Annotated in this window: 13 protein-coding genes; 2 read left to right on the forward strand and 11 right to left on the reverse strand. The window is 40.9% G+C overall.

Translation table 11 applies throughout. From position 1 onward, the window contains the following. Positions 1–257: 257 nt before the first annotated feature. Complete coding sequence (locus CSV67_RS14060; protein ID WP_099632232.1) at positions 258–1,181, forward strand: NAD(P)/FAD-dependent oxidoreductase; 924 nt, start codon at positions 258–260, stop codon at positions 1,179–1,181. A gap of 44 nt (positions 1,182–1,225) precedes the next feature. Here CSV67_RS14060 and CSV67_RS14065 read toward each other — a convergent pair whose 3' ends face one another. The 4 genes from CSV67_RS14065 to CSV67_RS14080 all read right to left on the reverse strand — a co-directional run bounded on the left by CSV67_RS14065 (position 1,226) and on the right by CSV67_RS14080 (position 7,260). Continuing rightward, complete coding sequence (locus CSV67_RS14065; protein ID WP_233192627.1) at positions 1,226–2,899, reverse strand: N-acetylglucosaminidase; 1,674 nt, start codon at positions 2,897–2,899, stop codon at positions 1,226–1,228. Between the two features lie 179 nt (positions 2,900–3,078). Further along, on the reverse strand, positions 3,079–4,218 hold the full coding sequence (ald, locus tag CSV67_RS14070) for an alanine dehydrogenase (RefSeq protein WP_099632234.1): 1,140 nt from the start codon (positions 4,216–4,218) through the stop codon (positions 3,079–3,081). A gap of 182 nt (positions 4,219–4,400) precedes the next feature. Next, the gene (locus CSV67_RS14075) at positions 4,401–5,771 is read right to left on the reverse strand and encodes an aspartate aminotransferase family protein (protein ID WP_099632235.1); all 1,371 of its coding nucleotides are present in this window, start codon (positions 5,769–5,771) and stop codon (positions 4,401–4,403) included. Positions 5,772–5,790: 19 nt separating this feature from the next. Further along, on the reverse strand, positions 5,791–7,260 hold the full coding sequence (locus CSV67_RS14080) for a CoA-acylating methylmalonate-semialdehyde dehydrogenase (RefSeq protein WP_099632236.1): 1,470 nt from the start codon (positions 7,258–7,260) through the stop codon (positions 5,791–5,793). Between the two features lie 148 nt (positions 7,261–7,408). On the opposite strand from CSV67_RS14080, the gene CSV67_RS14085 reads away from it, so the two are divergent. After that, complete coding sequence (locus tag CSV67_RS14085; protein ID WP_099632237.1) at positions 7,409–9,025, forward strand: PucR family transcriptional regulator; 1,617 nt, start codon at positions 7,409–7,411, stop codon at positions 9,023–9,025. A 94-nt stretch (positions 9,026–9,119) separates the two neighbouring features. Here the strand turns inward: CSV67_RS14085 and CSV67_RS14090 are convergent, their stop codons facing one another. The 7 genes from CSV67_RS14090 to CSV67_RS14115 all read right to left on the reverse strand — a co-directional run bounded on the left by CSV67_RS14090 (position 9,120) and on the right by CSV67_RS14115 (position 16,272). Continuing rightward, the gene (locus CSV67_RS14090) at positions 9,120–9,605 is read right to left on the reverse strand and encodes a hypothetical protein (RefSeq protein WP_099632238.1); all 486 of its coding nucleotides are present in this window, start codon (positions 9,603–9,605) and stop codon (positions 9,120–9,122) included. A 19-nt stretch (positions 9,606–9,624) separates the two neighbouring features. Next, on the reverse strand, positions 9,625–11,175 hold the full coding sequence (locus CSV67_RS14095; protein WP_099632239.1) for a sodium/proline symporter: 1,551 nt from the start codon (positions 11,173–11,175) through the stop codon (positions 9,625–9,627). A gap of 20 nt (positions 11,176–11,195) precedes the next feature. Then, positions 11,196–11,342: a hypothetical protein gene (locus tag CSV67_RS16850; RefSeq protein WP_199171330.1), complete on the reverse strand. Its 147-nt coding sequence runs from the start codon at positions 11,340–11,342 to the stop codon at positions 11,196–11,198. A 288-nt stretch (positions 11,343–11,630) separates the two neighbouring features. Continuing rightward, positions 11,631–13,256: an amidohydrolase gene (locus CSV67_RS14100; protein WP_099632240.1), complete on the reverse strand. Its 1,626-nt coding sequence runs from the start codon at positions 13,254–13,256 to the stop codon at positions 11,631–11,633. A 39-nt stretch (positions 13,257–13,295) separates the two neighbouring features. Further along, on the reverse strand, positions 13,296–14,759 hold the full coding sequence (locus CSV67_RS14105) for a sodium:solute symporter family protein (RefSeq protein ID WP_099632264.1): 1,464 nt from the start codon (positions 14,757–14,759) through the stop codon (positions 13,296–13,298). Next, positions 14,759–14,983, reverse strand: a complete 225-nt coding sequence (locus CSV67_RS14110) for a hypothetical protein (protein WP_099632241.1) — start codon at positions 14,981–14,983, stop codon at positions 14,759–14,761. The genes CSV67_RS14105 and CSV67_RS14110 overlap by 1 nt, the downstream gene beginning before the upstream one ends. Before the next feature lie 35 nt (positions 14,984–15,018). Beyond that, positions 15,019–16,272: a M20 family metallo-hydrolase gene (locus tag CSV67_RS14115; RefSeq protein ID WP_099632242.1), complete on the reverse strand. Its 1,254-nt coding sequence runs from the start codon at positions 16,270–16,272 to the stop codon at positions 15,019–15,021. Positions 16,273–16,355 lie beyond the last annotated feature (83 nt).

Consider the following 16,355-nt stretch of genomic DNA (forward strand, 5'->3'; position numbering starts at 1 on the left):
ATGAAGTCTCCTTCTCCATTTATCGGCATAATTAGCCATTTGTTAAGAATCTAGAACCGGTCCTTTTAGCCTAATTGTGTAGAATGAAATATAAATAATAAAGCGTAAAGCATCGAACGTATCCCTATTACCTAAAGACATGATATGTTCTCGCTTTTTCCCAACATATCTGTTGCTATTTTCCCCAAACTACACACACTACAGTTTACTTCAGACGTTTCATGGGAAGTCCTATAACCAAAATGGAATGAAAAGGGATGAAAATAGCAATGATCTATGAATGTGCAATTATTGGTGGCGGTCCTGCTGGATTAAGTGCGGCTTTAGTACTCGGACGGGCAAGGCGGAATATTATTGTATTTGATGACGATCATGCAAGAAATCGCGTCTCCCGTGCGTCACATGGATTTTTAACGCGTGACGGTGTGCCACCTTCAGAATTACGAAAGATTGGGCGGGGAGAACTGACGCAGTATCCGTCTGTGACATTTCATCATCAAAAAATTGTTGCAGTCGAACGATTGGATGAATCACATTATGAGTTAATGACAGCAGACGGCAAGACGTTCCGCACACAGAAAGTACTTCTTGCTGTCGGTTTGCGTGATGAACAGCCTAATGTGCCAGGTATTGAGCGCTTTTATGGCACATCCATCTTCAGTTGTCCGTATTGCGACGGTTGGGAATTGCGAGATCGTTCATTGGCTGTATTTGCGGATAAAAACGTGTTTAAATTAGCAACGGAAGTGTATACATGGAGCCGGGATCTGATTGTTTTCACCAGTGGAGAAGGTCAGCTGACGGCAGAGGAACAAAAGAAGTTGAGTGCGAAAGGAATACAAATTGTCGATGATATCATTTCAGGTCTTGAAGGGATAGACGGGCAACTACACAGTGTGCGACTTGAAGACGGTACATTGATAGACCGCGCAGGCGGATTTGCCTCTCCGCGCTGGAGTCATCCCAATCATTTCGCTCAAGACTTAGGATGTGAGCGCAATAAATACGGTGGGATTTTAACCGATGACTACGGACGGACAACAGTTTGGAATGTCTATGCAGCGGGCGATGTTTCACATATCGTCCCTTCACAGCTACTAGTCGCAGCGGGAACCGGAAGCGCTGCAGCTATAGGAATTAACGGTGACTTGACGAAAGAGTTTTTCAAGCGGATTGAATAAAAATACCCCTTACCGATAATTTAGGTAAGGGGTTGTATCAGTGTTCATTGCCATTCTAACGGATCTACTAAATCTCCATGCACATATACCGCGTCATATGGAGCCTTATCTGAACGGATTTTGATCCATGGCGCTTCAGGTAGTTGATCATCCAAAATAACGAGTGGCATGCCTATCTTTTGATATTTATACATGATTGGCGTGCCTGGTGCTGATGAAGGTATAGGACGTACATTCAAAATGGACGGATTCGTCAATCCAATCTTCAGCTGGTTAGCTATTTCCTTTCCGCCCATCGAACGGTCCATACGGTACAAATGCCCTGCAATTTTTGATCCCCAGTAAGGATCGGATGCATATTTAACATTCATGCCGACTGCTTTATTACCGAAATTCGTTCCATTCGCATATTTGGCTTGAGGCGGTAAGTAATTTCTATTCAAAAAGGCATCGACCAGTTCTTGAATATTTGCGCTTACCGAATCAAAGTTTTTATTCAACGGATTGTCATCTGTTACGTACATAACGAATAAATTATTGGATTCCAGCGCGTGCTTACTGAGTCCATACTGGCTTTCATGCTGTGCAAGAGCCAGTATATGCATCGCGTTCACATGACTCTCTCTTTCAATTCGCTTCAATTCTGAACCCAACCCGATTAATTTACTTCTCGTTGCCGCATTTTTATAAATGGAAGAGTTCGGATAAGACTGCTCCAGGCCCCTAAGCTGTTTCATAATATATGCATCCAACTCTTCAGCTGTATAGCGTGTCATACTACGCATCGGCAAGTACTGAAAGTATTGATGAGCCGTGCCAATCAAAGCCCCTGCTTCATTATGGAAGTGACTGCCGTCCGTGCTGTAATACTTTACCCCTTCTTGCATGAAGTTTGGAGCAGCACCCATTTCATACGAAGCGAACGTCTTTGTCCTATGTGAGTAAATGAAATGATAGAGTGAACGATTCGATACTTTGTAATAGGTGCGATCCGTTACGGTCTGACTCGGTAACATCGTTGCATTTTGTGGCTTGATATAGAAGTTTCTTCCCGCAAGCTCTACTTTTACAGAAGTGGCTGTCGAGTCAACATACACAAGTTCCGTATCTGCTGGGACATATGTTTCTTGAATTTTCAGGTCTTGATCAGCATGCAAAATGGTCAATGAGCTGCCGCCGTATGCCACGGTTGAAATAAGCCCTTTCGGCATGTGGATGATGTTGTTTTGGAACAGCACGACTTGATTGCTATTCATACGGCTTGCCGCTGCTTCAAAACTTGGAAACCTTTCCACTATGGTAGTCGTGCCATTGGCTTGTACATTCGCCAAGTCATATGTGATTCCCGTTTTAATGGAAAACGTTTTAGTAACCGGTTCTTTTAATGGTTGGTTATCTGTATTAAGCACGGCTTGCGTGATATGTAATGTGTAAGTTTCGCCACTACGATAGTTTCCTGTTGGCGGCGCGATATGTACTTTCTTGTCGGAGTCCGAGTATGTTATTGCAGTGCTCTGTTTTACTCCTTTAGAATCCGTGATATAAATCGAGTTGGGGGTAACCGTATCTTTATTTACTGGTTTATTGAACGTGACAGTCCACGGCTTGTCCGGATTTTGATCAGGTGAATGGTCAGGCCAAGTAGCCGCTTCGGTTGACAGCGTCATCACGAGGGTGAACAGAACGGTGAACAGAGTAGTTGTGATACATTTCGTCATAAATTTCAAATCTAGCAACCTCCTTTTGATTACGATTATACAGGATTTTACTAGATTTGTTACATAGAATGAAAGATTTGTTCAATCGTATAAAGAAAAAAAGTCCCTCTACCACCCTATATTTTTTTCAAAATATAGGGTGGTAGAGGGACTCATTTCATTTGTACATAACCATGCTTTTAGGTATTAGTTACTAAACCATTGTTTTCTAATATAGAGATTGAAGGTGTGTAGTGTATGGCCTGTGCTTCCGCAACGGCTTGGTGTGTTACATGACCATTCATAGTATTTAAACCTTTTCGAAGTGCTTCATTGTCTAGCAGCGCCTGTCTGCATCCTTTATTGGCAATTTGCAGCGCGTAGGGTACAGTGACATTAGTTAATGCTACTGTTGACGTCTGCGGTACTGCACCTGGCATATTTGCAACTGCATAATGTACTACACCATGTTTTGTATAGATCGGGGCATCGTGTGTCGTTACACGATCTGATGTTTCAAAAATTCCTCCTTGATCGATTGCGATATCTACAAGAACCGATCCAGGCTTCATAGATTGAACCATTTTTTCAGAGACAAGCTTAGGTGCTTTGGCTCCCGGTATTAGCACTGCACCAATTACGAGGTCTGCTTCTTTGACTGATTCTGCGATAGTATGTGGATTTGAAACCAGCGTCTGAATATTATTGCCGAAAATATCATCTATTTGCCGTAAACGATCTACTGACAAATCCAGTACGGTTACGTGAGCACCCATCCCTATCGCAATACGTGCTGCATTTGTTCCTGCCTGCCCACCACCAATTACTACGACATTCCCTCGAGAAACACCCGGTACTCCAGCTAGTAGAACACCTTTTCCACCATTCGTTTTTTCAAGATATTGAGCACCAATTTGTGTTGCCATTCTTCCTGCTACTTCGCTCATCGGCGCGAGCAAAGGCAATGATTGATTAGGTAACTGAACGGTTTCATAGGCAAGCCCTGTTACTTTACTTTCTAAAAGAGCTTGAGTCAACTGTGACTCAGATGCTAAATGTAAGTATGTGAATAGGAGTAACCCTTTACGAAAATAACGATATTCAGAGGCAATGGGTTCCTTTACTTTCATAACCAGTTCAGCGCTCCATACTTCTTTCGCTGTCTGAACGATCTTTGCCCCCGCCTCCATATATTCTTCATCTGTAAAACTTGATCCTACACCAGCTGCCGTTTCAATAAGTACTTCATGGCCACACGAACGAAGTGTGTACACTCCTGCCGGGGTCATCGCAACACGATTCTCGTTATTTTTAATTTCCTTTGGTACACCAATCAACATACTCATTCCTCCTCGGATCAAATGTCTACTAGTGTATAGTTATCAGTTCGCTGGGATTTAGTCGTATAAGCCATGGATAGTACACGTCACTACATCATGTATAGACGAAGTACCTCTGACTACTCATTGCTACACGAGTCGTCTAGAGGCACCTTTCATATCATTACTAGGTAGACAACTTATTATTCATTCTCTTTAAATACTTTTTTAACAACGGATACGATGAAGTCGACATCTTCATCTGTACAAGAAAGTGGCGGGCAAAGTGCCAAGACATTATTAAATCCTTCTACTGTCTCACCGTTGCGACCCACAATCAGTCCATTCGCTTTACACTCTCCAATAATTTTCGTCATGCGTGCATTCGTTGCAGGCTCTTTTGTCTTCTTATCTTCGACGAGTTCAATTCCCATCAAGAAGCCAATACTACGAATATCTCCTACGTTCGGGTGATCTTGTAAGCATGCAAGTTCATCCGATAGCCGCTCCCCAAGTTCTGCCGCACGATTGATAAGATCTTCGCGTTCTAGAATCTCTAGGTTCTTTAACGCAACTGCACACGCAGCTGGATTTCCACCAAACGTATTGACATGACGGAAATGACTGTAGTCTTCACTAGTATCGAACTTTTCATAGATATCTTTGCGGATTGCTGTCACCGATAATGGAAGGTAAGCACTAGTCAAACCTTTCGCCATCGTCACAACATCTGGTTTCACATTGTAATGTTGATGTCCAAATGCTTTTCCAGTACGTCCAAACCCACAAATCACCTCATCCATGATCAAGAGGACACCGTGACGGGTACAGATTTCTTGGACTTTCTCTAAGTACACCGGATGCGGAATTAAGATTCCTCCCCCTGTAATGAGCGGCTCCATAATAATTCCTGCAATCGTATCTTTTTGTTCCCAAATAATTTTTTCTTCAAGCTCCAAAGCGCGTTGGATATTATAATCTTCGACCGATATTCCTTCGGGCTTTCGATAGTTATCTGGAGGTGCTACATGTAAGAATCCTGGCACTAGCGGCTCATACTTGTATTTTCGCAAAGCTTGACCTGTAGCGGATAGCGCTCCCATTGAGCCTCCATGATATGCACGGTAACGAGAGAGGAATTTATATCTGGAAGGTTCTCCGTTTTGCTGGTGATACTGACGAATAAGCTTGAATGCTACTTCATTCGCATCTGAACCACTATTTGAATAAAAGATCTTATAGTCATCGCCTAGCATTTCATTTATTTTGGCGGCTAGTTCAATTGCCGGTCCATGGCTTTGTGTCATGGGTACATAAGAAAGTTTTTTCATTTGCTCATAGGCTACTTTTGCTATCTCTTCTCTTCCATAGCCTACATTGACGCACCATAGTCCTGACATACCATCTAAATACCGATTACCTTCATGATCTGTAATCCAAGCATTTTCCCCGCTTTCAATAATCATCGGCGGATTTTTTTCATTGTATGCTGAAATATGATGCCAAACTTTATCCCGATTTTGTTCTGTTACTTTCTTTTTATTATCCCGGTCTTGTTCATGTACAGTTTTCAATATCTTTCCTCCCTTTTTATCAATATTCGTGGCGTGCAGTTAACATTTTCTTACGTGTGTAGAATTCGATACCATCACGGCCGTTTGCATGTAAATCCCCATAAAATGACTTCTTATAGCCGGAGAATGGAAAGAATGCCATAGGCGCTGGCACGCCCAGATTTATACCAAGCATCCCCGCATCAATTTCTTCTCGGAATTGACGAATCGCCTTCGAGCTATCCGTATATAAACATGCACCATTTGCAAAGTCTGATTGATTTGTAAGCTCAATTGCGTCATCTAATGTTTCTACTCTTATTACTGAAAGTACCGGTGCAAATATTTCTTCTCTCCAAATCCGCATTTCTGTTGTAACCCCTTCAAAAATCGTAGGCCCTACGAAATATCCCCCTTCAGAAGTAGATGGATCGCCGCGGCCGTCACGTACAAGAGTTGCCCCCTCTTCAATCCCCGCCTCGATATATGAAAGTGTTTTATCTTTGTGAGAATCTCGAATGACAGGTCCAAGGAATACTCCTTCTTCTAATCCGTTTCCAATCGTTATCTTATTTGCTTCTTCAACTAAGCGTTTCACAAGCTGGTCAGCAATATCACCAACTGCAACTACCACTGCAGCAGCCATACATCTTTCGCCAGCAGAACCAAATGCCGCATTGGTAATATTAGTAACTGTTAAATCCAAGTCCGCATCCGGCATAACAATCGAATGATTTTTGGCGCCTGCTAGTGCTTGAACACGTTTTCCATTGGCAGTTCCTGTTTTATATACATGCTCTGCTACCGGCTGTGACCCAACAAATGAAACGGCAGGAATATCCGGATGACTTAAGATTCCGTTCACGATATCCTTTGCGCCATGAACGATATTGAACACACCATTCGGTAATCCTACTTCTGTTAATAGCTCTGCTAATCTATTTGCCAAGAGTGGTGTACGCTCTGAAGGCTTTAAAATAAATGTATTTCCTGCTGCAATAGCAAGCGGGAACATCCAACAAGGAACCATCATCGGGAAGTTAAAAGGCGTGATCCCTCCAACCACTCCTAAGGGATAGCGATACATACCCGATTCGATGTTCGTGGCAATATCAGGCAATTGATACCCCATCATCAACGTAGGAGCTCCTGAAGCAAATTCCACACACTCAATCCCGCGCTGAACTTCACCGTAAGCCTCCGTATAATTTTTTCCGTTTTCTATAGTAATCAGTTGTGCCAACTCATCCCAATGAGCAATCAAAAGTTGCTGGTATTTAAATAGAATACGAGCCCTTTGCGGTACAGCTGTTTTCTTCCAAGAAGAAAACGCTTTTTTCGCTGCATCTACCGCAACTTGAAGGTCCTCTTCAGTTGAAATAGGTACATCTGCAATAATTTCGCCTGTCGCCGGATTTGGCACTTCTTCATATTTATCAGTGAGTGATTTTACCCATTGTCCATTAATAAAATTTGAAAGCGTTTTCTTTTCTATTACTATTGAATTCATTTTCATTCCTCCTATTCACCTAATCTTGCTTTACAACAAGACTTGAGCTAAACTACTTTCTATAGTTTAACAATTTATCAAAATACTTTCATTTTACATTGTGTAACATCGTACGGATAATCTTTTGACGATACGGAGGTCTATTTTCATGAATGAACTTTCTTTGACCGTTCAAGACGTCTTAGCCCGCGACACTTTCAAGCACGCCAAAGTTATTGCTGGAAGTAACGGATTGGATCGTCAAGTTAAATGGTCGCACGTATTAGAAGTTAGTGAGTTTAGTTCGCTAGTTAATGGCGGTGAAATTATCTTAACGACAGGCATTCATCTACAACTAGATAACGCAACACAGCTACAGTATATAAAACAGCTAATTGAACTAGAAGTTGCCTGTCTGTGTGTTGAAATAGGGCCGTACGTCAGTGAGATCCAACAAGATATTATCACTCTTGCAGATGCACAAAAGTTTCCAATTATCGTGTTCGAAAAAGTCGTTAAATTTGTTGATATCACACAAGATTTACATACAGTAATCATTAATCGTCATTATGAAATGCTGTCGAAGTTAGATACATTATCGAGAAGGTTCAATGAGTTAAGTTTAATGCCAAACGGAATCTTAAAGATTCTTCACGAGTTACACTCGCTGTTCAATCAGACGGTGTTGTTTATATCCGATGATGCGAAATCTTATTACTACCCTGTTGAATCGACTTCGTGGAAAAATAGCATAAAAGAATTTCTTAGTGAGAAGACTACGCAAAAGCTAGAACAGGACATCTATACCATCGATGATCAGCCATTTGCCTTGTTCCCCATCAATGGTTTAGGCCAATCTCTTGGATATTTATGTCTTCACCTTCCACAGGCAATAAAAGATGAATTTGTCTTTTTAATCTTGGATAGGGCCTCCCTTGCAATTGCTCAAATATTACTTCGGAATCGCACTATTCAAGAGAGAAATCAATACAATGAGGATGAATTTGTGCGTAACTTACTGCATGGCCGTCCTGTAGATGCAGAAGATATCCAATCCTTTTTACCAACGAAAAGTCCGAACACTCATTACAGAATCTTCGTCATTCAGTTGGATACGAATGAAACCACTATAGATGAAAACAGTTGGGAAGAAATCCGCTTACAACAATCTATGATGATTCGTTCTGTCTTTAAACGACATAGTTTCTTTCCAACTATCTCTGTAACTAAAAATGAAATTACAATTATTGCATCGTTTATCGCTTCGGGGACACATGTAAAAGACTTGAATCGTTTCACTCAAGTAACCGAACAGTTAACAGCCATGGACAATGACCATTTCTTTAACGAACGGGAATATAAATTTGGTATCAGTTTAGTTCACCATAACCATTCACACATCAAAGAAGGATATAAAGAAGCAAAAAGAGTGGCTGAACTTAAACAAAAGTTTGCATTTGAGAGTGATTTTTATGAAGATTTAGGGATCTATAGACTACTACTTCTTCTCAACGAACAAGGAAACCTTGATAACTATGTAGAAGATTATCTACAAGACCTAATTGATTACGATCAAGAGAACGACAGTAACTTATTCGAAACGCTCCGTATTTATCTTGAATGTGGCGGTTCAAAAAAAGAAACCGCAGATCGTCTATTTATCGTCAGACAAACACTGTACCATCGACTCGAAAAGATTGAATCTATAATGGGGGAGAATTTTATGTCCCCATTAAATCGGATTGCACTTGAAGTAGCTATAATGGCCAAACAAGTTTTACTGTAAATATCATCCCCACCTGTATACAGTCACTGCTCGCTTGCATTGTGCGAAGAGTGGCTGTATACGACTTCATTTTTAACTTTGACCGTCGATCCTGTCATAACGGATGATAGCTTCCGCTAATCGCATCCACTATGAGTTGCCCTGATTTTTTATTGTCCAACTTGAAATCTGTTATCCAAAATGGTCGATAAAAGAGATTCCTTTGAACTTCTGTGATTTTAGGCATCGTAACAAACTTAGCTTTTGAAGAAGCATTGTCAAAAATAAATCTTTCAGCCATAGTAATCGCTTCTTCCTCTTCAATCACCAACTCGGGGAACCGACCCACTTCCACTTTCTTTCTCGAAAAGCTTGGCCGAACATCCACCATCGCCCCTCTTCCACCAAGCCCATCGATTGTACAAGCTGCCTTCCCCTTAAATTTCAGCAAGCTTTTAGCACTCACTTGATATTCAAAAAAGTAATAAGGATAGTAAATAATATCTTGGATTTGAAAATACGTTTCTTTTTCGTATTGCTGCAATCCTAGCAATACCTCTTCTTTAGTAAACTCGATTTCTTGTAGCAATATAGCGTCCATAAGTACCTACTCCTGTAAGTTATTTATTATCTGCCAAAAACTTAGATACATTGTTAGCTTCGGGTGCCAAGTCACGTGTAATGTTGCGGTCAAATTCTTTTGAGAATACACGTTTTTTTCTGGACTGTTCGAACGCTGTCAGTATTTCATCTGATGGTTTACGACCAAATCGACTTCCGATGAGCATGCCTAACAGAGATACTAGTAAACCTGCCAAGAACGGATGAAGTCCTGTAGAAGTTTCTAACCCCATGGAAGTCCAAATGATATTTGTTGTAGCACCGCCAATCATTGCACATAAGCAACCGATATAATTCGCTTTTCTCGAGTAAACCGAAGCAACATACGGAACTAAAAAAGCATTCCCCAGTGTACCAAAAGCGAACAAAACCAAGGCAAATACGGATGGTGGCTCATAAATGGCTACTACCACTCCTACTACTCCTCCCAATAGAATGCATAGTCTTGATACAAGAATCATCGTTTTGGGGCTAGCATCTTTGTTGATGAAACGTTGATAGACATCACGTGAAAGAATAGAGCCTGCTTGCATCAAGATAGAGTCTGCAGTGGACATTACTGCCGACATAATAGCTGAGAGCAATAATGCCGCAAAAATTCCAGGGAATAACGTATACGCTAGCTCTGTAATAATCATTTCTGGATCAGCAATAGTGGGGAGTAAAATAATCCCGATCATACCTAGAATATATGGTACAAAGATGAAAAATTGATTCCATAGAGCACTGATAATAACTGCACCTTTTACTGTTTTCGTACTCTTCATCGACATATGGCGAACTACAACATGTGGAAGTCCCATATATCCAATTGAATAAATGAGTATTGCCCCGAGCACCATCCCCCATTGACCATAGTAGGCTAGATCTTTACCCCAAATACTCAAATACGTAGGGTCTACAGCTTTCAGTGCGACGTTTAATCCCGTAAGGCCGCCTATATGGAAATAAGCGAGAACACCAATCCCTACGACACCTAGAACCATGATTAAGCCTTGTACAAAAGAAGTGTATGCGACCGCTAAATATCCGCCTGCTACAGTATAGATAATAATGACGCTAATCCCGATAAGCAGAGACAGTTCATACGTAAAACCTGTCAGTGCAGACATTGCCTTACCCGCGGCAATAAACTGAGCGCAAACGTATCCAAATAGAAAGACAATGGAAATGATAGAACCGACCACTCGAACACTCGGGCTTTCAAAACGTTTTTCCAAATATTCAATCGGTGAAAGCGCTCCCAATAATTCAGACATTCTTCTCATTCGCTTACCTAAAACAGACAAGTTAATAATCGATCCACCTGCATCCCCAATCGCGTACCAAATGGCATACCAGCCATATTTAAAGGCCATCGCTGGAGCTCCCATAAACATAAATCCACTCATAGCTGTAGTTTGCATGGTCATAGCAGTGACGGCCGGTCCAAGAGATCGCCCACCGAGTAAATACTGTTCTGTAGAGGCGGACGATCTTCGTGAAAACCACAAGCCAATCGTTAATAGAATCCCTAAGTATATAATGAAAATTACCCCATCCATGCTCATTGAATGCCCTCCCATCGCGACTATAGATTTTGATTCTGGTCTTTTTCCATCTTCTCTTCCAACTCATCATCTTTTTTCATTTTAAAGTAGATAATGGTTGCTAACCCTACCCATATGAAAGGCCATGGAACAAACCACCAAAATGTTTCTACAGGAAAACCAAGCATGTATTCACCTCCCGTTTCAATGTACTCTCTATTCTTTAGGCTTGATATAGTATAGTAATAACTAGGTAATCATACATTGGACATACTGTTATGTAGTGATAAAAATATTTAGTCACTATGTCTTGCATATCATTTGCTGTCAACCGATCTACGTTAAAGAATTACTTTAGGATCCAATGCGAGTATTATATGGTTTTGCATCGTATTTCTCCATAATAAGAGCCATTCGAAAATATCGAATGGCTGGTATTTCCATAAACTAGTATGCAAATTTTTTAATAAAACATCTTATTTCCTATTACTATACTGCTTTTCATACGCTATTTTCCCATCGATCATCGTCAATTCCACAGTCAGATCTTTAATGCTCTCACTATCGACTGATAGAATACTTTGATCTAACACAACCAAATCTGCTAATTTCCCAACTTCAATACTCCCTTTTTGTTTTTCATCAAAACTCGCATAAGCACCCATATAGGTATAGGCTTTGATGGCCTCGAGCACACTCACTCTCTGATAAATCCCAGCGTCTTGTCCGGAAATAGTTTTTCTATTCACTGCCGCATGTATACCGAGAAGAGGATTATGATCTACTACAGGCGTGTCAGAGGCAAATGCAAAAGGTATTCCCTTTTCCAAATAGTCATTTGCTGGAAACATCACATGTACACGATCGCCGTAAAATTCAAGATAGCTATCACCATTCACGTACATAAAAGCGGGATTCGGAATAACGACAACTCCTAACTCCTTCATCCGTTCCTGTAGATCCTTGCTAGCTATTCCGGCATGTTCAATTCGATGACGATGATCTGTCCGTGGATGTTTCTCTAGCGCCTCTTCAATACAATTCAACACCATTTCAATCGCCCGATCACCTTGTGCATGCGCGGTAATTTGGTATCCCTTGCTGTGTGCTTCTCCTAAAATTTCATTCATTCTTTCCTGGTCGTAATAAAGTATGCCTGTATCTGTCGGATCACTATCATATGGTTCTCTTGTGGATAAAGTAGGTCCTGTACTGCTGCCATCTGTAAAGAGTTTAGCGGGTCCAATTTTAAACCATTCATCGCCATCTCCCGTCACCACACCTTCATCGATCATATGTCGGATGAAAGATTCTGAATCCGTCAATGATCCAATGAGAGCATACACTCGGTTTTTCACATCACCTGAATCTATACTTGTTTTCATTAGCTTTAAAATATCTGGTCCCCAGCCATAACTGCCTGCATCATGTAAACTGGTTATGCCGGACTCCACAAATATCTGTGACGCTAATTTCAGTCCCTTTTTAATTTCTTCTGCACTATAATCTGCTACATTAAATAGTTGCATATGTGCATTCTCAATCATTTTACCTGTTAATTCACCATGTACATCACGCTCTATCTCACCGCCTGTAGGATTTTCAGACTTCGATGTGATACCTGCAAGTTCCAATGCCTTGCTATTTACGATAGACGTATGATTACAAACTCGAATAATTACGATTGGATGTTCAGCAGATATAGCGTCCAGCTCTTGTATGGTAGGGAAACGTTTTTGCTTAACAGCATTTTCATTAAAGCTTGTAACCCGGATCCACTCTCCTTTTGGAGTTTGTTCCGCTCTCTCTTTCATTTTCTCATACAAGATTTCCAACGAATCGATTTCAACACTTGCACAGTTAATACCGAGCAAGTTCGTTCCATAAATAGTTAAATGTAAGTGCGGATCTATGAAACCTGGAAGAAGGGATTTTCCTTCCAGGTCGATAACTTTCGTGTTTTCTCCAATAAACTCTCCAACTTCCTCCATCTGACCGACGCCAATGATTGTATGATCTTTTATTGCTACCGCTTCCATGATGGAGCAATCCTTATCGACTGTGATCACTTCTCCATTAGTAAATACTATATCTGCATGCACTATAGATCACCTCTCTGTACTTGACTACACATGTATTGATTAGCTACGAATATACGTGTCTTCTTCCTCGCTTGTATCTGATTTTGTAAGTAGGCTTACTACAATCATAATGACAACATTAGCAATCAATCCAATAATTCCAGCGTGGATGCCTAATGGTGTAGTGTCTGCAACTAGTTGGAAATAGAAATTCAACATTGCCCCCACTACTAATCCACTGATAACTCCTTTAGCCGTTGCGCCACGCCAATACAAAGCACTGTAAACTCCTGGTGCAAACTGTACAATAGCGCCGTAAGCTCCTAAAAGTAAGACAATTAATCCCTGACCTCCGAAAACGGTGATAATATAAGCCAATCCACCGATACCGAATACACCTATACGCATAATCTTTAAAACGGTCTTATCGGATAAATCTTTGAAAATCGTACGAATCACACCGTCCGTCGTTTCCAAGGTGGCGTTGTGCGTAATCGCATCAGCGGACGACATGGCAGCTGCTAGTGCACCAGCGCCAACTAGTCCATACACCCATCCCGGCAGATTCATGACAGTAGTGATCAAAAATGGGAGTACCTGATCCGCACTTTCAATCAAGTTCGCATCTACAATGCCTTTAGCTGCAAATCCAACCAGCAATAAAGGGACTAGGAATAGCGCGAAGATCGGATAAACCAAAACTGTTTTCTTAATGACTTTGGGGCTGGATGCATAGGACTTCGTGAATAGATGTGGCCACATCAAGAATCCTATTACAGATACTAAAATTGTTGTTGTAAAGGGTATCGTCCCCATAGCAGATCCTTCTTTTCCTATTTGTAAGAATCCAGGGTTTTCAGCTGCAATATTCGTAAACATAACTCCCATCGAGTCGTGTAACTGATTCACAATCGCTATTCCTACAACCCATGAAATAATAATCATGAGTAACCCTTGGAATACGTCAGACCAAGCTGCGGCCCGTAGCCCTCCTGTCGCCACATAAATAACAACAATTCCGTATGCGAGAAGAGCTCCGAGCCAAAATGGAATTCTTCCTTCTGTCATGATATTAAAGATGTGTGCCATTCCTGTTAACTGGGTAGCCAAATATTGAATGGAAGCTAATAATGCAAGTAAACCAACTATTATGCCGAGAGTCTTACTTCTATAACGAACCCTGAAAAATGAAGATAATGTATACAGATTAAATTTCTTTCCGATTCTAGAGATTTTAGGTCCTATAATATACCAAGGTAGTATCGCAAATGCTGTATAGATAATAATATAATATGCAGGAGCTCCTTTTTCATAAGCCCAACCAGGCGCGCCCAAAAATGAGAATGCGCTAAATACAGCTCCGCCCATCAAGAACCACATGACGATTAACCCTAACTTACCTCCTGCAACGGCAAATTCATCGAGTGAACTGGAATCTTGACCTTTACCTGCCCACACTCCAACAACCAATGCGATGACTAAATAGCTAATCATAATAATTAATGCAATTTGCCAATGCTCCATCATTCATCACCTTCTTCAAATTGATGTTCTGGATCAAATTTATACAAAATCAAAACCCCTGAAAATGTGATTAAGATTACTAGAATAATATAGAAAAATGAGAAAGGTAGTCCCATAATAATAGGAGTTGCTCGGTTTGCTATCTCAAATAAAGGAAATATTAATAATAAAAAAGGAATAGTAACGATCATTATATAAATAGTAGTGAACTTCTTTTTACTCATCCAATCCCTCCATTCGCCATATTCTTTGTGACTAATTATTTTTGACAAGCCATTCTATAAACAGTCTTATAAAGTAACTCCACTCCTAATGCAATATCCTCTGGTGAACTATATTCTTTCGGGTTATGACTAATCCCATCTTTTGAACGAACAAAAATCATACCGTAGTCACATACATAGGACATTTCAAGCGCGTCATGAAATGGACCACTCATGAATTCTGGTGGGGTTAAATTCATGTCAGCACTTTCTTCTCTCATGATCTGCATGATATTTTCATGACAAAATCTAGGTTCACTTCGTGTATCTTCACTGATCTTATAAGACAGGCTATGTTCATCTGCAATGTTCTCTAGTTCCTGAAGGAAAGCTTGTTCAATATGATCCCGTCTACTTTCATTAATATCCCGCAAATCCACTGTAAACGTGACTTTTTCAGGAATGATATTGCGAGAGTCAGGAAACACTTGCATACTTCCGACTGTACTCACTGTGGGTGCTCCTGGAACTTCTTGAGCTAACTGATTTAACTTTACAATGACTTTAGCTGCACCCACTAAAGCATCTTGACGCATTGGCATTGGCACAGAGCCCGCATGACCCGCCATGCCTTCCATTTCAACCGTCAACCACAAAGGGCCTGAAATACCGGTAACAATTCCAACAGGCTCATCTTTCGCTTCCAAAATCGGTCCCTGTTCAATATGAAGCTCTAAAAATGCCGCTATGGTAGAAGTGTCAATCAACGATTCTTGAAACTTTGACGGATCGCAACCAAATTCAATGAGCGCCTCTCGCCTCGTCATTCCATTCTTATCCCTTCGTTCGAGCTCTCCCTCCTCTAATTTACCTAACACGCCTCTTACACCAAATAAGCCTTTATTGAATCGTGAGCCTTCCTCATCAGCAAAGGCAAATATCATAATGGGGATTTCAGGCTTTATCCCCTTATCATGCAGCGTTTCCAATACTTCAATCGCCCCGATTACTCCAAGCGCCCCATCATATCTTCCACCATAAGGTTGTGAATCAATATGTGAGCCCATTACTAAGGCTGGAGCATCATTCGCTACGCCATCCATTCTCCCGATTAAATTACCAAATTGATCAATTTCCGTCTGTAAACCGATTTCATCCATATACTTTTTTACATGGAGCACCGCTTCTTTATCTTCAGGTGAGTGTGCAAGTCTGGAGACACCAGTGGAACCAATTTTCCCTATTCTCCCTAAAACTTGTAGATTATTATTTACTCTACCTGCTTGAATTGAAAATGTGGATGCTTTCATTTAAACACTCTCCTTTGAATGAATCTCCCTGCTATTCAATGTGTATTGCATAACAGGGAGATTCATTTTACTAAATGTAAGGT

It is taken from the genome of Sporosarcina sp. P2, assembly GCF_002743255.1.
Lineage (GTDB): Bacteria > Bacillota > Bacilli > Bacillales_A > Planococcaceae > Sporosarcina.